We start from the raw sequence: 23,645 nt of genomic DNA, 5'->3' as shown, positions 1-23,645 counted from the left end.
TTCGTAATGCCAAAAGGTAATGCTTTTATTTTTGCATCTAAGTCGGCCTCTGCTGAACAGTATAATGATGCGTCTTCGTCCCAAGATTGGGAACTTTCGGATTTTCAGAATTTCAGCAGGGGTTCAATTATTGCCTGCCAGCATGTGGCAGGGCATGGTAGCGTGTTTGGAGTTTGGGAGACCCCTGAGGAAATTACGGGGCAGCAGCTGAAAGCAAATTTACGCAGGATAGTCTATCGCCATCGGATTATCAGTTTTGTCTCCGCTCAAGCCCTAGATGATCCGAGGGTGGGCGATGTTCTCGATGAAGCCGAAATTTGGATAAGCAGATATGCGTTGCTGCTTAGGTTCGGGCCAAGCTCAATGGTCAGGCGAAATAGTAGCTTTTCTTTGGATGTCACCTCAATTGCGGGGATTTTAACCAACATAATTCCGAAGATTATCGGGTTCGCGGTCTGTAGAAAATTAGCGGATGCAGGATCATCGACTTCGGGAAATTTACTTTCATATTTAACAGATGTTGATATACATTTCCTAAAGTCTACGAGGGCAACGCGTGGTGAGATGAACCGCGTAGATCGTCTAGTTGCTCTGGGGCTCTGGAGTGACAGCTGCCATGTTCTCAAACTAGGCTCTATAACGGATCCAACGGGAGATCCGTTGCCAGTTAGTGCTGAACCGCAGGTATGCCCTTTTTTGCCGTTTTCGGACAGTTACCTTGCCGAGTTTGGTCCCAGAGTACTTTGGACTATTTTGGATCTTGGTCCTAATTTGATAGATTTAGCAAAAAGCTTGCCAAGCGTAATTGGTGGTTTGAAATCCCCTCGGGGAGAATTTCAACGTAGGATAGCGCGATATTTTTCCCAAACTCCGTGGTTGGATCGTGACGGAGAAATAATCCGGAGTCCTCCATTTAAGCTGAGAACTGGAAGCAATCATCACCCGTTTCTTGAGAAAGATGTGGCAGATTATGAGTGGCCTCCGCGGACGTGGCAGCAAGTTTATGGGCTACTCACTACTCTGCAAAGTGCTCACCTATGGATCGCGCTTTTATCTTTGGCGGGCAGGCTTCAAGAAGTGTTAATGCTGACCAAGGATTGTGTCGAACAAAATTGTGATGGTCAGTCCCATGTGAATGGGAAGACTTATAAGTTGAGCCCGTTACTTGCGGGGGAGGATCGGGAATGGCCCGCTCCCGAAATACTGGGCGTTGCTATAGCTCAGCAGGTCCAGCTAATCGAAGCCTGTGAAGACGTTAGCTGGATCAACTTGGGGGATACGTCCACAAAAAAAGGAACGCATCTTTGGTGGTCTTTTGGGACTGGGGGGGCAATCCCAGGAGGGAGGCTCGTCGAAGTAAATCATGCATTAGTTACGCTGGCAATGAGACTTGATTTACCGATTGCCCCGGATGGTCAGAATATCCACGCCCATAGATTTCGTAAGACGATTGCACGCTTGGCTGCGCTTGCAATTGTCGAGAGTCCACGGGTACTAATGCAGCTCTTTGGTCATCGTGATATTGCTATGACGCTGCATTATATTCTCACGGACAAGGCGTTGCAGACTGATATTGAGCAGATATCTAGGGAGTTGCGGATAATGCGTTGTACAGACGTTGTCGAGGATATTTATGCTTCGCTTCATAATTCCAGCTTACCACCGGATGGAGGGCACGGCGGCGGAGGCGTTCGTTATATTTCAGATGCTATTAAAAACAAGGAAGGCTATTTAAAATTAAATGATGACAAATGGAGCGCAACGTCTGCTTACGAGCTTGCTGTAGCTCTTACATTAAATGGACAGTATTTTAGAATAATTAGGCCGGGAGTACTCTGTATGAGACCGGCAAAGGACTTTGAGCCCTGCGAATGTAAGTCTGATTGCGTGAATCGAATTGAGAGCCAGACCGCAAGGCGGGATCTTGTGGAGCTTATACCCTTGCTTCTCGCAGAAGGGAATCGTGCGTTGGAAAATGGGCAGCTGTTAGTTGTTGCTAATATTGTTGGGCAGTTAGAAGATGAAATATCACGTTTTGAAGATTTTAATAAAGTTTGGAGCGATCATCCTGATGTGATGAAATTACGCAAAGCGCTGGAGGCAGAATGACTGAAAGACATGTGACTGCTGCAAGGGTCCGTGGATTGAAGCGTACGGACGAAATTTGGCGCAAAATAATCTCAATTATGTCAGTTATTTCTGAGGAGCTAAAAAATAATGACGGCATTTATCCGAACAATGGAGGAGTTTTGAGCAAGAATGAGGTTGCTAGGCGAGCAGGTATCGGAAAAACTACATTGTTTTCTGCGGCGCAGAAAGAACTAAACTGTAAAGTCGACCTCTGGCTCGATGGTTTAAAAAACTCTACCTTGCCGCCTCGATCAGTTGCGAAAGGGAAGTATCTACAACGTTTAGATGCCTGGAAAGCTAAGTATGATGCTCTTGAGAACAGTCACCGCAAGACGGAGCTAGATTTGCAAACGTTGGAGGCTGAACATGAAAAGCTGCTTTCAAAGTTGGCGGATATGCGAGTGATCATTGATGGGCTAAGATCAGCTGAAAAGCTATTGACTAGCGCTAATATTCTTTACCTTCCTTCAGATAAACATAAGTAAATTTCATTCTTGCACTCTTAGACCAGCGAACCGGGCAAGGCAGTGTGCGAGAGATCCGCTTTGTCGTCAAACTTTCTGATCTCGACCGCGCCTGGCCTCAAGCCGGCAACTGGTGAGGGCTCTGTTTGCCATGCGCTCCCATTATCGGTTAATCCGCTGCTTGCTCTGGGCCCCAATGCTCTACGAGGCACTGCTGTTCCTTGCGGTCGATATCAATCTAGTGAACTCTTTCTGGTGGAGCCAAGCGTCGCTGTACTCGAAGGTCGCCTCGCCCTAGAGGGGCCCACTCGAGTAGCTGCCGAACCTTAAACCAGAGTTTTCGGCTACATCGGGACAAAACGCTGCATCAGCCTATACAAAAGTCTAGATGAGCTATGCGCATTGATACTGGTGGGGCGCCGTGGATTGCCGGATTCTGCACCGAAATTTCTCGGGAGAAGATTAATGAACCGGTACCCGTCGTCAATTATTGCTGTTGCGTTCTCGCTGGCCGCCATTGGGCAGTCGTACGCCGCAACGCCTGAGCTCAAGATGTACCGCTTGGACTGCGGTTATATGAGACTTGGCGACAAATCGATGATGTCGGACTCCGGCCCCAATAAAGGTCAGTCTTACGATATTGTCGTGTCCTGCTACCTGATAAAACACGGCGGCGACTGGTTGCTATGGGATGCCGGACTACCCAAGAAATATCTTCCTGGCCCATTGGTCGAGGGATCGCTCACCACAGGGCTTAATCGAACGATCGTTGATCAGCTTCACGACCTTGGCCTGACCCCCGATGACATCAAGTACGTCGCTGTCTCCCACGCACACAGCGACCATGCCGGTCAGGTGAATGGCTTCCCTAATGCAACGCTGATCATCCAACGCAAGGAGCTCGAGGCGCTGGCGGACACCAAGACAGCTTCCGAGCACTTCATAGCGGCAGACCTTTTCAGCACTCATGTCGAGGGTCGAAACCTGAAGAAGGTGATGGTGATCGATGGCGATGTCGATCTTTTCGCAGACGGTACGTCTGAACACCATCCAGACGCTTGGCCACACACCGGGGAGCGATGATGTGCCGCTCTTCGGATTTGGTTGTTTGCATGTTTTTACCCTGGATTTAGACGAACCCTTGGCTGGCGCGAAATGACCGAATCACGTCCGGCCATTCGACATACAGCGCCAGATTGCGACGTTATTTACTCGGAGCGCTTTTCGAAGATACCTTTGGCGATGTCTGCCGCCGACATTGCGTTCGGCCAACCGGCGTAGACGGTTAATCCGTGTTCTTGAAGACTGGTCGCCAACTTTTCCCGGATATCACCTATATTATCCGAGCCGCAGGCAGTCCTTGCCAGCCTTTGCACTGATAGTCAATGCGCTCCGCTGCAAGAGTTAAACGACTCTGCGGTGAAATCCAGTATTGGTTGCGATTTTCTCATTGGTGACCGACAACCTCCAGCAGTTGATCAACACCTTTATCAATGTCTGCTTTTGGCTGTGGATTCAACCGGTAGACGCAGCGGTCTAAAGGTAACCCAGCAAGAGGAGTGTTCTTATGAAGCAACGGCCTCGGATCTACTCCGCCGACACGAAAAAGGCCCTGCTGGGGTTTGGAAGGTTAGTTCGCCGGACGCTTACCTTTGAGTGCCAACCGTTGAAGGCGAAGTCGCCAAGTAGTCCCGAAGCTGGAATCCGAGCGACGATCCGGCGTCAACAAGCCGATCGAGTATGTCGAGTGTTGCCCTGCGCAGGTTGATGTCTCGAATCAGGATCTCTCGATGATCATGCACTGCTATTCGGCAGATAGTCTCCGCGTGCCACAAGCTGTTTCCGTCGTCGAGTAAGTCGGCGGGAGCTCTGCCCAAGGCGTCTCGCAGTTGGGGGAGTGCAGAAGGGATCGCGGATTTACGACCGACACCCGCTATCAGTTGTAACAGGAGCTCTAAGCCTTTCCGGCTATCGCCTACAGCAATTAAGCAGCTTGAGATGAAATGTGGGCGGGACCTGAAGAGCGCTAAGTCATGCCAAGCCTTCGGCCAGGGCGTTGAGCACAGTAAAAGCGTCCTCAGTATTTTGTCGAATCGATTATAGAATCTCCGACTCTCGGTTCTGAGCGAGTCTTCCCCGAAGACCCTAGCAGTCGCGCGATCCCATACACGCCATAAGCTTGCGGCGTTTGCGAACTCCTGCTTCATGCACTCGCTAAGTACAGATTCCAGAACCCTTTCGCTGAGTTCAGGTGCTCTCTCGATACACTGGTCAAACATATCAAAGAGGGGTGAGCTCTCATTTGACTGCGCCATGAGCTCGACTGCGATCAAGTCCCCAAACTCCCACCTCGCCTCGAAGTCAATATAGTCGGGGTCATGCCGCTGAACCCTTGGCCCTTTCTCATGTTCCACCATCAGCCTAGTAAGCGTCATGAGCGTATGTACTCGCCAGGTCTCGGGCATCTCGCCACGCGCAGCATCAAGAGCTATTGCCCACTCCTTGAGGGCCGCCAGACTCTTCGGTGAAGGACGCTGGCCAGGCTCCAGCTTTTGCAGTGCAGTGTTAAGTGAATCAGCCGTAGCTGCGCGGGCTTCACTGACGAAATCATGGGGCCTTCTACGCGGATGTTGGATAGTTAGGTCCAGTGCCTCGGCATACTGAGCGAGACCGTTAGTTAGCACTTCGGCTAGCGTAGGCTGCTTCGGCCTCAGCTCGTCTGAGATTGCTTTGGCTGCAGCCCGGCGTATTTTCCACATCGGCTCAGTCACGATGTTGACTAATGCTTCAACCATCATGGGTAGAGATGGGGCGACTGCTGCAATTGAGACAACCGCTCGCGCCCGGGCTTCCCCCCTCAGGTGGTCTCGGTGCAGCCATGCATCATTATCTTCGATAACAGCAGTGCGTTCGAGGACAAGAGCCCGGGCCCACTGTAGCGCCTGTGAGGTATCGACGGGCCACTTGTATATCAGAGCGCAAGCAAGCTCATCTTCGAGGCCAGCGAGCAAACTAACTTCCTCTTCTTGGATCTCATTACAGAGGCGAAGGAATTCTTCATAGGGCTCAGACGGCAACGAAAATCGTTCTGTCGTTCCTGGCTCTGCTGTGGAAAATCTTCCCGTGATTGCTGCAGCCCAAGCACTCACGGCACTAATGCGGTTCATCCGCTGCATATCGGCCTGAGCTTTGTCACTGGCTTGCTGCAATTCGGGTTCTAGGTTGGCAATCTCCAGGGATACTCCCTTACCATCTCCAGTGAATTCTCCGAGTTTTAATCCACGGATGTCCATACGTTTCAGCGCCATACGCCAGCCGTCTGGTACCTCCTCCGCTCCATTCAGCGCTTTCGAGTGGCTGTCCAGAATCCTGTGGATAGTCTCAAGAAGGTCTGGATGGTTGAACTGCAGTTGAAGAACTAGATCTTCCAGGTACCGCCGTCTATGTGGCAACTGATTGCTTGCCAAGCGCTCCTGCTGCCTAGAAGCTTCCAGCCCATCGTGGCCTCCGTGGATGGCTAGCGCACCTGCCTCTTGTATTCTACGAACAATGTCGTCGGAGAAGAATTGCGGGCATTTGAAGATGGAAAGCATCTTCTCGGTTACGAGCTGAGGGTGGGCCATCAAGACCCCTGCCACCATTCCTGTAGTGAAACTCGACTCTCCCAGCTCCAGGATAATCTCAAGTACCTTCGAGATAGTCGTGGGCTGCCCTTTGGCTTCTATAAGCAGGCGTTCTTCCAGCGCCATCAAAGCCGCATTCAGGAGGTAGCTGGTGACGGAAAGACTGCGATAGGTTGCCCATAGACGATAGTCATGGATGTGTGGTCGATCATTGGGGCTTTGCTCCCGCGGAATAATTGAAACTTCATTCGGGCGCATCGTGGCAAACGCCTTAGCTGCGTGGTTGCATAGATCAACCACGAAGCGCACGCTCTTTGGCCAGGCGTAGAGCAATAGTGATCGGAAAGGTCCCTGTAAGGCCGACGGTGGAAAGAATTCCTGATCTGCTAACTGACTAAGTCCCATTGCGGACTCCCACCCGATCATGCCGAAGTCTCGTTCAACTTCCGGTTCGGACTTCGTATAGAGGCTCCAGAAGACCTTCCACACCAAGTCGGGAACAAAAAAGCTAACCTCGCGGCAGTTTTTGACATTGACCAGGAACTGAAGACGTTCCTCAGCATAGGAGTGGCGCATATCGGCGCCAGCCAGGAAGCGCTGCAAGAGTGCCTCAGTGAATGTCGTGAACCGGCGAGTGTCTGCACCTAGGCAGCGACACAAAAGCGCATAGAAGCGCTTGCTAATCGATTGCTCACGGTACCAATCCTCTTCATCGCGCAAGCAGAAGTGTTCAGCCATATTGAACACGTCAACCGTCCGCCGGGTGGGCTTGTGCCAGTTCTCGTCGTGAGAAGTGGCGTCTTCTGCCAGCTGGACAATCCAGGAGTGGTTTTCCGACGGCAGGTCGGGAAACGCCTTTGCAACTAACCCGATTACTACATCCCAAGCTTTGCCAACGGGGGCAGCCATACCGATCCGTAGCATGAACTCTCTGTTAGCAGGATCCTCTGCAAGGTGGGAGTAGTCGATAGAGGTTGGCCCTTTGCATGCAACGCGAAGGAGGTGGCTTAGGCGCTGTAGGAGATTTGCGCTGTTGAAGAAGATACAGTTATCCAGCTTTGCGATTAAGTCTTCCACACGTTCGGAGCGTAGTAATCCAATGGCCACCTCGTCTCGCCAAAGCTGTGGAATGGTCGAGTTTAGTTTGAGAGCGGCTTCGAGCAGCGCATAGGCATCTAGGTCATCTTCAGCTGAGCGCTGCGCTGTCCAAGTACGCAACGCCCGGCGCATGCCCGCGTGTGAGCCAAGCTTGCCGAAAAGCACACCCCATGCCCTCTCGGCACCGCGTACTTCCTGGTCGACCCGGAAGAAGAGTGACCAATCTTCCAAGACATCATGAGTGGGAGCCACTCGGAGCGCGGCGTCTTGTGTTAGCACCCCGTCTTGCACGAGAAGAGCCACTGCTTCAGCGTCCCCTGGTGCTTTTACGAACTGGGCAAAGCGCTCCGTGCGCTCGTAGCAGACCTGGTTAAATGCTATTCGACGGCGTTCAGCCATCCCTGCTAGCAATCCCCGACTGGGAGCGACCAGTTCTGTCCACAGCCGCAAGCGCAAGTCATTGCCAGCGGCCTGGGGAAGAGTTGCCCCAGTCGCAGTGTAGTTGAACGCAAGGCGCAGATAGTAAGGTGCTCGGAGAACTTCTCGTACGCCACCGTCCCTAGCCGTAATATCTTCGAGAACCGTTCCGGTCACTGCCGAAAATATCTCCGCATCTGTCAGTAAAGGGACGTCGACAACTTGGTATGGGAAATCGGCGAGGAAAATGGAGTAAAGAGCGTTGAGAGCATAGGAGCGTGTCGTCACGCACAACCTCACCCCTTTGTGCTGGCGAACAAGCGCCAGCAGCTCTTCAAGGGCACCTGGGCTCCTGGCTTCGAGCGCCTTTTCCAGCGAGTCGATGACGACAGTTGGTGTGCCGCAGCGCAATAGACTCTCCATGCTGAGCACAGCATCCGGCATGCTACTAAGTGACTGAACTGCGGCTAGGCTTGGCTGGCTGAGCTCATCGGCTCGAAAGAAGAACAGCGGGCCAGACTCAAGAAGGAGTGGTGCAAGTTCTGCGATGACCGCTGACTTACCCGCACCAGGGCCGCCTGTGATTATGACGAGCTGTCGCTCATCGAAGCTCGAGAGCACTTTGGCAACGCACTGGCCGCGGGGAATGTGTGTGCCGTTGGGAAGCTTCGTTGAGATGAGCGAGAGCTGATGTCTAGCCCGATCTCTGAATTGCTCGGCAATGCTGCCAAGGCCACCTCGACCAGTGAGGCGGCTGACAGCTTTTTGGATACCAACTTGCGCAGTCGTTTTCCAAGTTTCAGGTGTAATAGTACCGACCCTAATGCCTTGTTCTAGGACATAGGAAAACAGCCCGTTCCATACCTGCTCGCCGGAATCTCCAGGCTGGTTCGAAGCCAATAGGGCTTGAACCAGACTTAGCTCTTGCGAGCCCTCGGTTCCGAGGTCATGTATGTCGACACGTAGCCGTAGCAGTAGGTCGAAGACAAGCTCGTCGGAATATTTGTCGGCCAGCGCGTTCCTTGAAACCTCCTTGAAGGCACTCCACGTACGCTTGTGCTGTGCGTCAAAAAGCTTGGAATCGAGCTTTTGGAGGAAGTCGGCCAAGTTCAGTGAAGATCGAGATAACTCACAGAGCCGTTTGGCAGCTTGGTTGGCGGGTGTCGCTGGTGCCACGGTAGCAAGAATCAGAACATCACACACCCGATTAAAAGGGCTGCCCTCTACTCCTAGATAGTCGCGCCAAGCCCCCTGCAAACCATCAATGAAGTCTTCGTCGCTAGCTGCAGCATTAAGGCCGCGCTTGCACTGGATGAGCTGAAGTCGGGACTGCCCGCTGTCACTAACCTGACAATAGATATCGTCGGTGTGAGCGCCTGTGTAGCGTGCCTCAAAGCGAAGTGACTCTACCCGGGCGCCGTGCAGCCCAAAGGCACTCGGCGCCCCTGTTAGCATATTTGCGAGATACAGGGCGCCAACCCGCGCTTGAAATACCCCACCGCCGCCGCCAGTAGCAATGGTGCTAATTAGCTGTGTGCCTTGAAGGGGTGCACGTTTCGATTTTTTTTCTTTGCTCATCCGGAAATATCCTCGCCGCTCCTCGGCACATCTGTATTAAGCATAAAGGTTCTGTAACCGTCACTGCTGGAATGTCTACTCTGTGCGCCCGGCAGGTATTGGCGCCAGACCTTAGCAATGTCTGCTATTGGCCGATTCTGTTGAAAAAGTCGGATATGGTTTCCACGGCAGAAAAGTGCGTGAGATTGAAATCTCGAATCGCCTTAAAGGCATTCAGACTCAGATTTCACGTAGTAGTACGGGAAAAAGGAGCTTTCACCGATCAGTCTTCTGGCCGTTTGAGAAAACCGACTTTTTCAACAGAATCGGCCGATAGCTGTCAGGAGTAGCCATTCGGGCGTAGCATGGAAGCTAACCCCATCAACCCCGGGAGGGCCTTCCCTAATGAGTAAATCCTTGCGGACAATCGTAAAATGCCAAGATCCAGGTGATGGCAGCGGAGACGTCATTATCGATCTCCCACCGGATCTCCTTGCAGAAGTGAACGTCGGGTTGGGTGATTCCTTGAGCATCGAGCTGCTCGGCGGATCGATAGTGCTAAAGCCAGTCCGCGACACTGACACGCAATCTTGAGGCGACTATCGACCCAAAGCGGACGCATACGACCGATCTCCCCGTGCGCTGCTTCCGTTACCAGGCATTGAAATTCAATGCGGGTCCGCACCCCGCAAAATCCTGCAGCGCATCGTGAAAACAAACAGACCGTCAAACATTCATCTAATGTTAAGCGAGGTTGGCGAAGCAGTCGGATTCACGTCGTGCTCATCATTTTCCAGGGAGGGCTTTGATGCGAAAACGTTATTTGATCATGATTTTTGTGATATTTGCCATTGAGTGCCTGATCGTGGTCGACAAGCTGATTTCGTCTACGTGGCCCGAACCGTTGGAGGTGGCTGTCGGGACGTTTTCCGTCAAAACAGGTGGGCGAGACGAGTACTTGTCAATCGGCAATGAGCAGGGGGCTGTTGTTCTCAGTTGCTCTCTGGGTATCAGTGGCACGACGCGATGCTTTTCCGAAGAGCAGCTTCAAGCTTTGACCGGTAGGCGTGTAATAGCTCTTTGGTATCGTCAGTCATTTTATGGCGGAATCAGAAAGAACAAGCTCGTTTCACTTGTTGATGGCGAAAAACTCATACGTGATCCAGAAAGAACCAAATCTTTGGATCGATCTAATATAAAGCACTCGGCCATTGTTGGCGGTGTAGTTGTAGGTGTTATATTTATAGTGTGGGGCGTATTTGTATTACGACTGAGAAGTCGGCATGACGTCGCCCGTAGCTAAGAATGTAGTGACTGGTGCGACTTCTGGCCGGTTGCTGCCTGTCGGTAAGGGGAGCAACCCACTCATAGTGGTCGCCCCGAAAGCCTCTGAGGTCTGAGGTTCTGCGACAGTCAGTGGTATCAAGCTCGCCATTACAGCTAGCTATATTGATCGAGATTTGTGCACTTTTAGCAGGGTGTATCGAGATCGACAGCAGCTTGGGTCAGAAATCCGAAGGCGCGAGAATCATGTGATAGAACACCGTGATCTTTTCGGCTCTTCCAACGCAGATCGATAGTGAGGTACGGTGGTTTCCAGCTCAACGAAAAGTGCAGTCGTTGAGCTGGCGCCCTTTGCTATCAAATCTTAAGGGGTAGCAAACTCAGATGCAGGTTTCTTCTGCCTGATGGTCATAATTATTCCCGCAGCAAGCAAGCACAGTACACCAGCCGTAAAAAACGCCGGCAGGTAGCTAAACAGATTTACTCGGGACCACCCAGCTCCGTAAGCAGCTACCGCAGCACCAATCTGGTGGCCTGCGAATACCCACCCAAACACCAAGCCTGCACGCTCTGGCCCGAACTTATTGACGGCCAGTCGAACTGTAGGCGGGACAGTTGCGATCCAGTCGAGCCCGTAGAACATCGCGAAGGCCGATAACCCGAAGATCGTGAAGTCCGAATACGGTAGTGCGATCAGCGAAAGACCGCGCAGCGCGTAGTACCAAAACAGCAGATGCCGGCTGTCGTAACGATCCGAGAGCCATCCTGAAAGAACAGTGCCGATCAGGTCGAAAACGCCCATCGCTGCAAGCAGACCTGAAGCTTGAATCTGATTAATACCGAAGTCGCCGCACAGCGGGATCAGATGTACTTGAACCAAACCAGCGGTACTCGCGCCACAGATAAAAAAGGTGGCGAACAAAATCCAAAACACGCGCGTTTTGGATGCATCGCGCAGCGTATGTAAAGTCGCCGTGAACACTGACTTACCGCTTGCGTCCGGTTCAACGATTGGTTCAATGCTCGTATTGCCGTACGGTCGCAGCCCTAGATCGCTCGGGCGGTCGCGCATGAACATTAGAACAGCGAACGCAGCCAGGGCGAGCAGCGAAGAGAGCACAACGAGCGCCCAACGCCAGCCATATTGTTCGGTGATGCTTGCGAGCAGCGGCATGAAAACAAGCTGGCCTGTGGCGTTACTTGCGGTTAATACACCGATCACAAGACCTCTGCGCTGGTCGAACCAACGCGACGATACGACTGCCCCCAGTACCAAGGCAGTCATGCCGGCCCCTACGCCAACTCCCACTCCCCATAATGCAACCAACTGCCAAAGCTCGGTCATATTGAGCGATACAAGGAGACTTGTCATGATTAAGATAATTGCTGCGACTGTGACCTTGCGAGGCCCGTGTTTACTCATCAGTGCAGCGGCGAACGGAGCCGTCAGACCAAACAAGACAAATCGAATTGAAAGTGCTGACGAGATTTCCGACGTGTTCCAACCAAATTCCATCTGCATTGGTACGATGAAAATGCCGGGCGCCCCTACCGCTGCGGCGCTCACCAAGGCAGCCATAAATGTTACGGCGACCATCGCCCAGGCGTAGTGGGATCCTCGGCGCGTGAGTAGATTGGAGAGCCATTCTGAAAGCATAGATACCTCTAAATTTTGCCGCGTAGCGATTAGAAAAGAGCAGTCAGCTGGCCTGTCCAACCATCTGCAGCTCCGTTGCGTTTGCCATCAGGTATTCTCACTAACTTGACATGTGCATATTCAAAGTATGTTCAAAGCGAGCCCGTTAATAGTCAGAATAGTGTTGCCGAATATCATTTTTGAACGCGTGCATTCTGCTCTGGATCTTGCATACCTTTTGCGAGAGCCGCCGAAATATTCGTTCAGACGAAGGAATGGCCTCGCCTCGATCTGTCCTGAAAAATAGTCGTAACATACTTTGTGGGGGGGGGGCATCGGCTTATCTCGAAAACTGGGATTTGGCTAGGTTCAAAGATTCTCGTTTTTGATGCATTCAATTCTTACAGATTGCTACTGCTCCAGCCTAGAAAAAGTCATGCGAGCTGTCAGATAGCGTTGGTATTTACTGCGCGAAGTCAAGTAGAGTTCAATGTCGCATTTACACGTCTAGCATTAAATCAGTCGATTTTTAAGAGTGTCATGCAAATAAGTAACAATATTAATCGTTAAGGTAAATTAAGACTAGGTTGCCATTGACTCGTAGCTATGAAATAGCCCTAAGGCATATAAGTCATCTTGCTGTAGAAGAAGTGCTTAATGACACTAAGGGCCAGTTCACGATCGCCGGAATCCCATTGGCGCTTAGACCCTCGCTGAAAATCCCAAAGCCGGAAAGCAACCGCTGGTGAAGCGGCGCCTCCAAGCCATCTACTCTCTAAAGTAAATTTATGGCGACAGCATTATGTGTATTGGTCGATCTCATCCTAGATCTGGGTGAAGCCGCCATCCACGAACATTTCCGAGCCCGTTGTGAAGCTACTGTCGTCGGACAAAAGGAAAACAGCTGCTTTGGCGATCTCATCAGAACGGGCCATTCGACCTAGGGGAATGGTCGAGGCAATACGGGTCTTGATCTGAGCGGTCTGCTCGGCGGATACGCCCGGTGAATCGAATGCAGGAGTATCAGTGGGACCGGGGCTGATTGCATTAACACGGATGTTTCGGGACTTGAGGTCGTTCGCCCACGAACGTGCAAATGATCGAACTGCCGCCTTCGAGGCTCCGTAGATGCTGCGGCCTGGGTTGCCTTTTGAACCTGCAACAGATGCCATCAACAGAACGGAGGCGCCGTCCGGCAACAATGGTAGAGCGCCTTGTACGGTAAGCAAAGTGCCGCGCACGTTTACGTCAAAAACACGATTGTACTGCTCGATGTCGATCGCACCCAACGGCGCACTGGCTTGAGTGGCCGCATTGGCAAATACCATGTCGAGCCGGCCTTTCTCTTCAGTGATGAGTTTAAACAACCGATTTACGTCATCAATATTACTCATGTCGCCTTGGACACCTGTCACATTGCGACCGATCAAGCTAACTGCATCATCCAGATTAGCCTGACGACGACCCGTGATGAATACGTGCGCGCCTTCGTCCACCAACAGGCGTGCTGTCGCGAAACCAATGCCTGAACTGCCACCGGTGACGAGTGCAATTTTCCCTTCCAATTTTTTCATGCTGCATTCTCCAGTAATTTAGCAAAGCCATCCGTATGTTGCGGCGACTAGATGTTGTAACCACCATCGGCATCGATGGTCGTGCCAGTGATATAGGATGCGGCAGGGCTTGCAAGGAAGAGAATCGGTGCAACAACCTCTTCCAGTAGGCCAAATCGTGGGAAGCACAAGCGCTCGACTAATGGCGACAGAGCGTCTCGCAAATGCGCATTCAGATCCGTTTTCATGAACCCGGCATGAACAACGTTTACCGTGATGTTGCGCTCTGCAAGGTCTCGGGCAACACCCCTGGAATACCCATCGATGGCTGCACGCAGTGCCGCTAGGTCGGCAATTCCCGGCATGCCAGGTCTGTTGCCCAAGTTTGATCCGATCATCACAATTCGGCCCTGATCGCTGAGCACTTTGGATGCTGCTCGCACAGTCGCCATAAACCCTGAAAGCGTAACAGCCCAGAAGCGATCGAATGCTTTAGCGTCGCGGTCAGGATCGTCAACTCTACCCAACTGATCAATGGAGGCGTTGTTGATGAGGATGTCAATACGATCGAACTTGGCGATGACTCGATCGATGAGCGATTGCGCGGCGTCGACGTCTGCCTGATCGGCTTGGAAGGCTTCGCCTCGGACGCCCTGAGCGGTCACGTACTCGATGACGTTGAGCGCTTGCTCCTCGGAAAACACGTAACTGATGGCTACGTCTGCGCCTTGTTCCGCGAGGGCCCTGGCTGTCGCTGCGCCTAAGCCACGTGACCCGCCAGTTACCAATGCAACTTTGCCGGTGAATAATTTGGTCATGCTGAATCCCGTAATGACTGAAGACACTGGTAGGTCTTGAATCAAAGATAACCGGGACACGGACAGGGGATAATCGCTCGAGCCCCGATAACACCTATCGACATACGGAATAAATCAGCATGAATTCAACTTGGCAGTTTCGGTCAGGCCTGCATGTATTCGGCAACCTCGTCAGGCAGTTCGAACTGCGGTCATGCGCGGAACCAGGTCTTTGTAAATACTGTCATCGTGACTCAAACGATGCGGGGCTGATCGGGAGTTCTAGCGGTGACCACCGTCTCTGTGCGTATTTCAAAGCCTCAATGAAGATATGCCATGGATCCAAATAAATTACTCAACATTAACATGCTCCTTGCAGTACAACCGTCGATAGGCAGCAGGGGTCATCCCCACTTTTCTAATGAAAATGCGCCGCATGTAGGCGCTGTCCTTGAAGCCGCAAAGTTGCGCTATGACAGCGATCGTGGAGTCGTTTCTCAAGAGCATCCGTTCCGCCGCAGTAACCCGCTGACGGTGAATCGCCTCTGTAATATTGATACCAAATGCCTGTCGAAATACTCGTCCAAGGTAGTCTGCGTTGCAGCGAAGCCGTTCGGCGATCGAAGATGCGCTAAGTTCATTCCCAAAGCCGATGCCAATCTCTTGTTTGGCACGGTAGGCCAAGGCCACGCCGCGCCCGGCGGTGCCAGATTCCTCTTTGTGACGTGACAGTTTTTGAAGCATTAGCAGTACCAGCAGTCCTAACGTTTCAGGCGGTGCCCCGTCCTCTTGTTCGCCGAGGAAAAGCCTCAGCAAAGCGACGAATCGTTCAGGCTCCGTCACTGCGGTCCGGCGCCGAACCACAAAGGATTCGCTGCCCGGTGTGGTAGGTTGTGCCAGCTCGAAATGCAACCAATAAAAACGCAGCGTAGGGTCATAATCAGTGATCCCTTCATGCAACTGCCCGGGTTGCAGCACGAGGGTTTCGCCCTCACTAAGCACGAATTCCTCGTTTTGCTCGCGCAATGCACGGCTGCCCTTGTCGACGTAGATCAACTCGTAGGAGTCAATGATCCTGCGCGGATGGCGGCCAATCCCGCGGGAAATGAAGTAACCGCCGTTTTGGGCCACTACAGGGCTTGCAAAATTTAAAGCCAACATAAAATTTTCTCCAAAAGCCAAGTGACATTTCGGCTCTCCAAATCCGTTGAAAAGTCGGAATCGTCCCGCTCTTATACCGTTTAGCTCCCTTGAGGAGGGGGAGGGCAGCTGCCAACATACTGGTTAAACCGGGCACGTTTCCAAATGCAACCCGCACAAGCACCGCCGTTCAAGGCGGCGCTAATAATTACAAGAATTGGAGATAACTGCATGACTACGTCAGCCTTGACGTCTTCGGGTGTGGTTTTGACGCCAGCGCCGCTTACAAAATTATCCCGCTCAGAAAAGTTAGGTTATGGTCTTGGTGACGCAGGGGGCACGATCATCACCTGCCTGATCGCTAACTTTCTAACGTTCTTTTATACAGATGTCTTTGGTCTGACCCCCGCATTGGTTGGCACAATGTTCTTAACGCTGCGCTTCGTCGACGCCATTGCCGACCCTTTGATGGGCGCAATCGCCGACCGTACTAACAGCCGTTTTGGACGATTTCGTCCTTGGCAGCTTTGGGCGGCGCTGCCAATTGGATTGGCAGGCATTCTCACCTTCAGCACGCCGGAACTAGGCGCTACGGCTAAGATTGTCTACGCCTTTATCACCTACCTCATGTTGTCGCTCAGCTACAGCGCTATAAATGTGCCGTACTGTGCTCTGATAAGCACGATGACCAAGGAACATCAAGATGTCGTCGCCTGCCAGACTTGGCGTTTTATGCTCTGCGGCGCCGCTGGTTTTCTGGTTTCGGTGGGCTTGCCGTGGATGGTTGACCTGCTGGGCCAAGGGGACCTTGCCAAAGGCTATCACTGGGGCGTCACTGTGCTCTGCGGCGTGGCGGTCGCCATGTTTCTCTGGTGCTTCTTCAGCGTCCGCGAACGCATAACACTAACCGAGCTTGGAACCTTCAGTCTCCGCCAGCACCTGTCAGGCATGCGCCAGAACGATCAACTGATGTTGATGCTTTTGTTGTCTTTCTTGCTTATCAATGTGTTTAACCTTCGCGGCGGCGGCTACTTGTATTTCATTACCTATGTACTGCGGGGGGATACTGCTTACACGTCTTTATTCTTCGGCATGGTGGCGATTGCTACCATTCTGGGCGCCTTTCTTGTCCCATTCCTTTCGCGCATTACTGATCCGCTGAAGTTATACATAGGAGCCAACCTCTGCTTGGCGGCCTGGAGCGGTGGGCTCTATTTCGTACCTGCGTCTGCCGACCATGCAAGTCTGTGGTTAGCGCTGATCTTCATGACCTGCCTTGTTCAAGGCATGACATTGCCGCTGCATTTCTCTTTCATGGCCTTCTCAGACGACTACGGTCGCTGGAAAACCGGTATTCGTTCATCGGGCATGAACTTCGCTGCCAATCTCTTCTGCATCAAACTGGCCTGGGCGTCCAGCGCCGTCATCATCAGCATTCTGTTCACTCTGGTCGCTTACCAGCCGGGCCAGGCAGCTCAGACGAACGCATCGTTGGTTGGCATCTCCCTGTTACAAACCTTGATACCCGCCGCGTTTCATCTCATCCAAGTTGCAGTACTGGCCTACTGCAAGCTTGATCGTGCTTTTCTCAAGCGCATATCCGCAGATTTGAAAACCGCTTAATTGCCCTAGGAAATTTCTCTATGTCTGTTTACGACAGTCCCATCGGAAGCTTGTATACACGGGTCCTGGATGGCTTCTGGACGCCCTACCAGAAACTGGTTAAGGACGTCGTGATTCCCTATCAATGGGATGCCTTGAACGATCGCATCGACGAGGCTGAGCCCAGCCGTGCAATCGAGAATTTCCGCATTGCAGCGGGTCAGCAAAAAGGCGAACACCACGGAATGGTGTTTCAAGACAGTGATGTCACCAAGTGGATTGAGGCTGTGGCGTACCAGGTAGGCCAAGCGAGGGATCCGGTTTGTGAAGCCATCGTTGACGAGTTGGCCGAGCTCATCGGTGCCGCACAGCAAGAAGATGGCTACCTCAACACCTATTTTACTGTGAAGGCGCCAGGGGATCGTTGGACCAATCTGGCGGAATGCCATGAATTGTACTGCGCTGGGCACTTGATCGAAGCTGCGGTTGCCTATTACCAGGCAACCGGAAAAACAGCTCTGTTGGATATTGCAAGACGCCTTACAGATCACATTGATCAGGTCTTTGGTCCCGAGGAGGGACAAATACGAGGTTATCCCGGTCATCCAGAGATCGAACTAGCGCTGACCCGGCTATTCGAGGTTACAAACGAGGATCGCTATTTACGTTTGTGTCGCTTCTTCGTAGAAGAGCGCGGGCAGACTCCGCACTTTTATGACCAAGAATACGAACGCAGAGGACGCACCTTTTTCTGGCCTAGTCACGGGCCTGCATGGATGATCCACGACAAGGCGTACAGCCAGGCGCATGTACCCGTCGTCCAACAGGTGAAGGCAGTCGGGCATGCAGTCCGTCTGCTTTACCTATACACAGGCGTCGCCCATCTCGCGCGACTGAATGGCGATGCTGATAAGGCGGCGGCTTGCCAGCGAATTTGGGAAAACCTGACGCAGAAACAGATGTATGTGACGGGCGGCGTCGGCGCCCAGAGTCACGGTGAGTCCCTTACCAGCGATTATGATCTGCCTAGTGACACTGCTTATACCGAAACCTGCGCCTCGATCGCCCTGATAATGTTCGCCCGACGAATGCTTGAATTGGCACCAGATGGTCGCTACGCCGACGTCATGGAGCGCGCGCTTTACAACACGGTACTAGCTGGCATGGCATTGGACGGTCGGCACTTTTTCTACGTCAATCCTCTTGAAGTACAGCCGTCGGCCCTAGCGGGTAACCACATTTACGATCACGTCAAAGCGGTACGTCAACAGTGGTTTGGTTGCGCCTGCTGCCCGCCAAACATCGCGCGTATTTTGGGTTCATTGGATCAGTACATATACCTCCTGCATCAAGATGTGCTCTATGTGAATCTGTATATAGGCAGCGACTTGCGCTTCGAAGCTGCCGGCAAAAAGTGGCATCTGCAACAGCGTGGGAGCTATCCATGGCAAGGGAAAATCAGCTTCACGCTCAATGGCGGCGAAGGTGCTGTGCTGACTCTAGCGCTTCGTATGCCGAACTGGTGCATGGCTGCCGAGGTATGGGTGAATGGCGAACGATTCCAGTCCGAGGCATCAATGCTCGCGGGTTACTGTCGAGTAGAGCGTGAGTGGCACGAGGGAGATCGTATCGATGTGGTTCTGCCGATGTCACCTATGCTGCTCAAGGCTAACCCCGCCGTACGCAAGTTGGCCGGGAAGGTCGCCATCCAGCGCGGTCCGATAGTTTATTGTCTGGAACAAGCGGACAACGGTCCGGAGTTGCATCAATTGACTTTGGCGCAAACGGCTGATTTCACCGAGATCTCTGGTCAAGGAGTATTGGAAGGAATGGTGCAGCTCAAGGCTGAGGGCATGCGGCTTTCTACCGTTGATTCAGAACAAGCGCAAAGTCTCTATAGTCAAACCCCCGCCACGAAGCTAACCGCGCAGACGCTGACGTTCACACCTTATTTCGCGTGGGCTAATCGCGGCGAAGGTGAGATGCGGGTGTGGGTGGACGAGCGATAGCGGCGTGTAACACTTGGCTATATCTCTGAGAGCGCTGTGTGAGTTACGAAAGAGAGAATGTCCCCCCTGTTGTCGATCTGCTTTGATAGTCGATATCAGGGGGGGCGAGCGTGTATCACCAGCAACAGTTCCGCAAGCGGCGCGAGCTACTGCATCCTCTCGGAGATTGCAATGCGAAACGGCAGGTTGGCGCCGGACGAGGACTGACGCCATGGATATCTAACAGAGGCAGCGTCAGATGGGTCAGTTGTGTTGTGTGCTGAACGAGCCCGGAATGATAGAGACAAGATGCTGCACGAAAAGCCTTGTTTTCTTTGAGGGCTCGCGACCACCCGGAAAAACTGCGTGAACGCTAACTGAGGGCACTTCAAAGTTGGTCAAAACCGGAACTAGGCGCCCAGCGCGCACTTCATCACCTGCAGACCACCATGAGCCAATCGTTAGTCCTAGCCCAGCGAGTGCGCATCCGATGAGGGATTCGGCCGAGGCCACCTTTACCAGAGGCTCGATCTTCACCAAAAATGTCTTCCTTCCCTGCAGCAGCGTCCATTGGGGCTTGTCTGATCCACCCGGGCCCACTAAAAACTTATGATGGTCTAAATCTTCCAGAGTCGTGGGAGTGCCATTCAGAGCCAAATAGCCTGGTGAGGCCATTATCATTCTTGGAACTGTCGCTATTCTTTTTGCGCCGAAGGAGGAGTTTTCGAGATCTCCGAAGCGGATAGCAATGTCGACACCTTCTGCCACGAGGTCGTGATGTCTATCGGCGGTTAACAGTTCCACTTTGAGACCCGGGTGCTTGCTCATAAACCCCGGAAGGCTAGGTATAACCGCACTCGTCGCTAAAATTCCCGGTAGTGCGACTCTCAGTATTCCGCTAAGGCTATCCGTTGCCCTTGCCGTCTCCTCTGCATCCTCCAGCAGCCTTAATGCTTCCTTCGCTCTACTTAAAAAAGCTATCCCTGCTTCAGTCGGCACGATTCGTCGAGTGGTGCGTAGCATCAACCGTGTTCCAAGCCGCGCCTCGAGCTCGGATATTACCCGTGATACCGATGGCTGCGACAATCCCAAACTTCGTGCAGCCGCGGAAAAGCTACCTGATTCGGCAGCTCGCACGAAAATAGTCAATTCCTGAAAGCGGTCATTCATTTGTTAAGCAGATAACTGATGTTCATTGAGGATAGGTTCCGAAGGTATCACGGATGCAGGAGGATAGGTTTCAGGATTTTCCCGCTTCACTCATCCAAACCTATGTCCTTAGACCCGGAGTTGATTATGCGCTCAGTACACGGAATTCGTTTATCGGCACCCTATGTTGCGGCACCCGCAATCCTTGCCCCCGTAGGAGCGTCAGTATGAGTACTCTTCGAAATGCCTTAGTGGTCGGCAGCAGTGGAATCATCGGCAGTGCCGTCGTTAACTCGTTGGTGGCTGACGCGCGATGGACCGTCCACTCTCTGCGTCGAAATCCTGATCCACTCAATAGAGCCATTCATTGCGATCTTGCTGATGAGCAAGATACGTTAAACGCGCTTGCGCATTCCGGGCACATTTCGCACGTGTTTTACGCTGCCTTAAAGCCGGAGAAGAATGCCTTGGTCGAAGCTCAAACGAACGCGAAAATGCTACTGAACGTTTTGAATGGGCTCAAAGCTGCTGGCGCCAATCTGCAGCGAGTGGTGCTCTATCAAGGTGCAAAAGTCTACGGGGGGCATTTGGGGGGACCAGTCCCTACGCCATTCTATGAAGATGCTTCCCGACATTTACCTGCCAATTTTTACTTTGCTCAAGAAGACGTCCTACGTAAGAAACAGCAGGATGGAGAGTTTGATTGGGCAATACTTCGGCCTGATGCGGTTTTGGGCGACGTCCCGGGAGCCCCCTACAACATTGCGCTGGTCATAGGCGTTTATGCAGCGCTCTGTAAGGAGGCGGGAGTGCCGCTGAAATTTCCAGGGTCTCTTTACACGTACAGCGGCATGTACGCCCAGTTGACTGATGTTAGATGGTTGGGGCAAGCGAGTATCTGGGCCGCCACAGCTGATAATGCGCGTAACGAAGCATTCAACTTGGTGGGAGAGCCTTTCCGCTGGAATTATCTGTGGAAAAAGTTAGCGGCTGCTATGGACATGGCTATCGACGAACCGCAGCCAATGTCCTTGAGCACCCACATGCCTGATCAGGCTGAGGCGTGGCTAGGGCTGGTCAAGAAGCATGGTCTGGATACGCTTCGCTATGACCGGCTCGTGAATTGGGGCTTCGGCGATTTCGTGTTCAACATCCAGCAGGATCTACTCTCTGACATGGGGAAAATCCGTCGCGCCGGCTTCACCGAGCCCATGAACACTGAATCAGCTTTGCTCGACATGATCCAGAGTTTAAAAACTCAGCGCGTCCTGCCTTAACGCCGCGCACTGGCGTGCAAAATCCTTCGCGTAGAAAAAAAGTGTTTCCGGTTTTTCGAGGCGTGGGACGGTCCCTCAGCACGCCCAACCACTCTCCCATGCCGAACTGGGTGCGCTTCGCACTGGCACGTTTGCGCGAGAGTGGGTTTGAACGCTTCTGCGTGACGACTCTGGCATTGGTCCTCGCAGCGCCTTATCCATGTTAAAGAAAGATGTTGAGGAAGGCGGGATTCATCCGCTTTCCGAATGACTGATAGTCGGAAGCGCCGTCTACTGTCTCTGATCGAATTAATCAATGCTTTCCCTAGGCCAAGCGGTGAGGCCGCTTGTTTTGTCAAAAATTGAAAGGAAAGTGCATATGAAAGTCTTTGTTACTGGAGCAGCAGGGTATCTGGGTGGATCGATCAGCCAACGCCTTGTAGCCGCAGGCCATGAGGTAGTCGGATTAGTCAGATCCGAAGAGCAAGCGGCGTGGTTGGAAAGCCACGGAGTTACACCAAAATTTGGCAGCTTAGACGACGCCATGTTGCTGGGTGAGCTGGCTCTAGATGCCGACGCTACCATCAACGCCGCCAACTCCGACCACTATTTCTCGATTCGCGCTTTGATCAGCGCGCTCTCCGGTTCGGGTAAGACGCTTATCCACACTAGCGGTGCGAGTATTGTGTGTGACGACGCCTCTGGAGGGGGAGGGACCGATGTTGTGTATGAGGACGACAGCCCCTTCCCGGTAATGCTTCATCGAATCCCTCGCTTGGAAATTGACAGGATGGTGAGAACCGCAGGGGTACTTGATGGGATACGCGCTTTTGTTATCTGCCCGTCAACGGTCTATGGGAAAGGTCTGGGTTTGAAGACTGAAAGTGACCAGTTGCCAAAGATTGTTTCCAAATCGCGTGAGCGTGGAGCAGGGGTGTATATCGGAACCGGTGAGACATCTTGGTCCAATGTTTACATCCAAGACCTGGCTGATCTGTATGTCATCGCCTTGGAAAAAGCTCCAGCGGGAGCATTGTTCTATGCGGAAAACGGGGTCAGTACATTCAAGTCCATTGCTCAGGCTGTGAGCACCTCCTTGGGATTTGAGGGACGGGTCGTGAGCTGGGATATCGATGATGCCATTTCCGAACTCGGAGGTTTCGCACGTGTGGCGCTTGCTACGAATGCCCGAGTCAGGGCGAAAAACGCGCGCCAGCTTTTGGACTGGCGCCCGGCTGGGCCCTCGCTAGAAAAAGCGGTGATAGAAGGGCTGTAATTCGGATTCGCTCTGCTCAATCACGAAAGCTTTGTGTAGTGCAAAGCGTTGCATCCCTCGACAGAGGGATGCATTCACAACGACCTAGGGGCAGCAGCACCTAAAAATGCTCTCAAGATTTTAGGGAATGAACCTCGTAGACGACCACCTTTTCAAAATCTTGGCTGAAATTAGTGGATTAAAGAGAGGGTGGAGCTTGACTCATTAATTGTGATCGATTTTAATGGGTTCACGCCAAACCAACCCCATTTGCGGGGCTAAACAAAGGTCACATTGACGCGACGAATTTATTTTTTCTGCTCAGCTTTCAGCATGGCTGCCGCCGCTGAGGGTTCCGCAGGCAGTTTGTCTATCGGTCAGCTCAGTTCTCAGCTGCCAATCTGTCTATCCATCCGTCTAGAGATGGGACAGTTTTCGTATATTTCGTAATTAGCTTTCTAGGTTGATAGCAGTGGCTGTGCAGTTCCGCAGATTCTGAGCAGACTGTAGTAGGTTAAGACGCCTTTGTTTCTCGGCGGGAAGTTTCGTGCCCTGCTTTTTTGAAATAACTTGGTCGCTTATAAAGACCGGCTAAATGAGATTAGTTAGGGTGGCAGCTGTGGTCGGCTGGTAAACCGGACAAAGGAACCGGCAGCACGAAGCCTCCGAACCACAGTCGCCATAAAAATAAACGCA

General features: G+C 52.4%; 14 protein-coding genes and 2 pseudogenes. 9 read left to right on the top strand and 7 right to left on the bottom strand.

Translation table 11 applies throughout. The features are described from left to right. Positions 1 to 6: 6 nt before the first annotated feature. The 4 genes and pseudogenes from AB4N84_RS02245 to AB4N84_RS02230 all read left to right on the top strand — a co-directional run. Positions 7 to 2,109: a hypothetical protein gene (locus tag AB4N84_RS02245; protein WP_460045089.1), complete on the top strand. Its 2,103-nt coding sequence runs from the start codon at positions 7 to 9 to the stop codon at positions 2,107 to 2,109. Next, entirely contained in the window at positions 2,106 to 2,615 is a 510-nt protein-coding gene (locus AB4N84_RS02240) for a hypothetical protein (RefSeq protein ID WP_460045088.1), read from the top strand. Before AB4N84_RS02245 ends, AB4N84_RS02240 begins: the two co-directional genes overlap by 4 nt. Before the next feature lie 444 nt (positions 2,616 to 3,059). Beyond that, positions 3,060 to 3,677: an MBL fold metallo-hydrolase gene (locus tag AB4N84_RS02235; protein ID WP_460045087.1), complete on the top strand. Its 618-nt coding sequence runs from the start codon at positions 3,060 to 3,062 to the stop codon at positions 3,675 to 3,677. A gap of 199 nt (positions 3,678 to 3,876) precedes the next feature. Then, positions 3,877 to 4,002, top strand: a pseudogene (locus tag AB4N84_RS02230) (LysR family transcriptional regulator); the annotation flags it as partial. A gap of 238 nt (positions 4,003 to 4,240) precedes the next feature. On the opposite strand, the gene AB4N84_RS02225 reads toward AB4N84_RS02230, so the two are convergent. Further along, entirely contained in the window at positions 4,241 to 9,310 is a 5,070-nt protein-coding gene (locus AB4N84_RS02225) for a hypothetical protein (RefSeq protein ID WP_460045086.1), read from the bottom strand. Positions 9,311 to 10,097: 787 nt separating this feature from the next. On the opposite strand from AB4N84_RS02225, the gene AB4N84_RS02220 reads away from it, so the two are divergent. Beyond that, entirely contained in the window at positions 10,098 to 10,592 is a 495-nt protein-coding gene (locus AB4N84_RS02220) for a hypothetical protein (RefSeq protein ID WP_460045085.1), read from the top strand. Positions 10,593 to 10,937: 345 nt separating this feature from the next. Here the strand turns inward: AB4N84_RS02220 and AB4N84_RS02215 are convergent, their stop codons facing one another. The 4 genes from AB4N84_RS02215 to AB4N84_RS02200 all read right to left on the bottom strand — a co-directional run bounded on the left by AB4N84_RS02215 (position 10,938) and on the right by AB4N84_RS02200 (position 15,720). Then, positions 10,938 to 12,230: an MFS transporter gene (locus AB4N84_RS02215; protein ID WP_460045083.1), complete on the bottom strand. Its 1,293-nt coding sequence runs from the start codon at positions 12,228 to 12,230 to the stop codon at positions 10,938 to 10,940. A gap of 803 nt (positions 12,231 to 13,033) precedes the next feature. Beyond that, a complete protein-coding gene (locus tag AB4N84_RS02210) occupies positions 13,034 to 13,783 on the bottom strand; it encodes an SDR family NAD(P)-dependent oxidoreductase (protein WP_460045082.1) in 750 nt (249 codons plus the stop codon). 47 nt (positions 13,784 to 13,830) lie between these two features. Continuing rightward, a complete protein-coding gene (locus tag AB4N84_RS02205; RefSeq protein ID WP_460045080.1) occupies positions 13,831 to 14,580 on the bottom strand; it encodes an SDR family NAD(P)-dependent oxidoreductase in 750 nt (249 codons plus the stop codon). 330 nt (positions 14,581 to 14,910) lie between these two features. Then, the gene (locus AB4N84_RS02200; protein WP_460045079.1) at positions 14,911 to 15,720 is read right to left on the bottom strand and encodes a helix-turn-helix domain-containing protein; all 810 of its coding nucleotides are present in this window, start codon (positions 15,718 to 15,720) and stop codon (positions 14,911 to 14,913) included. Between the two features lie 210 nt (positions 15,721 to 15,930). Here AB4N84_RS02200 and AB4N84_RS02195 point away from each other — a divergent pair, with 210 nt between their 5' ends. Together AB4N84_RS02195 and AB4N84_RS02190 are read left to right on the top strand one after the other, a co-directional pair. Continuing rightward, positions 15,931 to 17,322 carry an MFS transporter gene (locus AB4N84_RS02195; protein ID WP_460045078.1) on the top strand — a complete coding sequence of 464 codons (1,392 nt, stop codon included), beginning with the start codon at positions 15,931 to 15,933 and terminating at the stop codon, positions 17,320 to 17,322. Between the two features lie 20 nt (positions 17,323 to 17,342). Continuing rightward, entirely contained in the window at positions 17,343 to 19,310 is a 1,968-nt protein-coding gene (locus tag AB4N84_RS02190) for a glycoside hydrolase family 127 protein (protein WP_460045077.1), read from the top strand. A 243-nt stretch (positions 19,311 to 19,553) separates the two neighbouring features. Here the strand turns inward: AB4N84_RS02190 and AB4N84_RS02185 are convergent, their stop codons facing one another. Together AB4N84_RS02185 and AB4N84_RS02180 are read right to left on the bottom strand one after the other, a co-directional pair. After that, positions 19,554 to 20,312: a substrate binding domain-containing protein gene (locus AB4N84_RS02185; protein WP_460046921.1), complete on the bottom strand. Its 759-nt coding sequence runs from the start codon at positions 20,310 to 20,312 to the stop codon at positions 19,554 to 19,556. A gap of 18 nt (positions 20,313 to 20,330) precedes the next feature. Next, a pseudogene (locus AB4N84_RS02180) lies at positions 20,331 to 20,459 on the bottom strand (helix-turn-helix domain-containing protein); the annotation flags it as partial. Between the two features lie 206 nt (positions 20,460 to 20,665). Between AB4N84_RS02180 and AB4N84_RS02175 the strand changes: the two are divergent. Both AB4N84_RS02175 and AB4N84_RS02170 read left to right on the top strand, forming a co-directional pair. After that, on the top strand, positions 20,666 to 21,715 hold the full coding sequence (locus tag AB4N84_RS02175; RefSeq protein WP_460045076.1) for an SDR family oxidoreductase: 1,050 nt from the start codon (positions 20,666 to 20,668) through the stop codon (positions 21,713 to 21,715). A gap of 358 nt (positions 21,716 to 22,073) precedes the next feature. Further along, the gene (locus tag AB4N84_RS02170; RefSeq protein ID WP_460045075.1) at positions 22,074 to 22,970 is read left to right on the top strand and encodes an NAD-dependent epimerase/dehydratase family protein; all 897 of its coding nucleotides are present in this window, start codon (positions 22,074 to 22,076) and stop codon (positions 22,968 to 22,970) included. The last annotated feature ends 675 nt before the right edge of the window (positions 22,971 to 23,645 follow it).

It is taken from the genome of Pseudomonas sp. S2_H01 (genome assembly GCF_054668305.1).
Note: the sequence above shows the minus strand (reverse complement) of the source record. Positions and strands in the feature narration are given on the sequence as shown.

What these genes read in the sequence shown, in the direction of transcription:
- AB4N84_RS02245 (WP_460045089.1), top strand. Translation starts at nt 7, where the DNA reads ATGCCAAAAGGTAATGCTTTTATTTTTGCATCTAAGTCGGCCTCTGCT.
- AB4N84_RS02240 (WP_460045088.1), top strand. Translation starts at nt 2,106, where the DNA reads ATGACTGAAAGACATGTGACTGCTGCAAGGGTCCGTGGATTGAAGCGT.
- AB4N84_RS02235 (WP_460045087.1), top strand. Translation starts at nt 3,060, where the DNA reads ATGAACCGGTACCCGTCGTCAATTATTGCTGTTGCGTTCTCGCTGGCC.
- AB4N84_RS02225 (WP_460045086.1), bottom strand. Translation starts at nt 9,310, where the DNA reads ATGAGCAAAGAAAAAAAATCGAAACGTGCACCCCTTCAAGGCACACAG.
- AB4N84_RS02220 (WP_460045085.1), top strand. Translation starts at nt 10,098, where the DNA reads ATGCGAAAACGTTATTTGATCATGATTTTTGTGATATTTGCCATTGAG.
- AB4N84_RS02215 (WP_460045083.1), bottom strand. Translation starts at nt 12,230, where the DNA reads ATGCTTTCAGAATGGCTCTCCAATCTACTCACGCGCCGAGGATCCCAC.
- AB4N84_RS02210 (WP_460045082.1), bottom strand. Translation starts at nt 13,783, where the DNA reads ATGAAAAAATTGGAAGGGAAAATTGCACTCGTCACCGGTGGCAGTTCA.
- AB4N84_RS02205 (WP_460045080.1), bottom strand. Translation starts at nt 14,580, where the DNA reads ATGACCAAATTATTCACCGGCAAAGTTGCATTGGTAACTGGCGGGTCA.
- AB4N84_RS02200 (WP_460045079.1), bottom strand. Translation starts at nt 15,720, where the DNA reads ATGTTGGCTTTAAATTTTGCAAGCCCTGTAGTGGCCCAAAACGGCGGT.
- AB4N84_RS02195 (WP_460045078.1), top strand. Translation starts at nt 15,931, where the DNA reads ATGACTACGTCAGCCTTGACGTCTTCGGGTGTGGTTTTGACGCCAGCG.
- AB4N84_RS02190 (WP_460045077.1), top strand. Translation starts at nt 17,343, where the DNA reads ATGTCTGTTTACGACAGTCCCATCGGAAGCTTGTATACACGGGTCCTG.
- AB4N84_RS02185 (WP_460046921.1), bottom strand. Translation starts at nt 20,312, where the DNA reads ATGCTACGCACCACTCGACGAATCGTGCCGACTGAAGCAGGGATAGCT.
- AB4N84_RS02175 (WP_460045076.1), top strand. Translation starts at nt 20,666, where the DNA reads ATGAGTACTCTTCGAAATGCCTTAGTGGTCGGCAGCAGTGGAATCATC.
- AB4N84_RS02170 (WP_460045075.1), top strand. Translation starts at nt 22,074, where the DNA reads ATGAAAGTCTTTGTTACTGGAGCAGCAGGGTATCTGGGTGGATCGATC.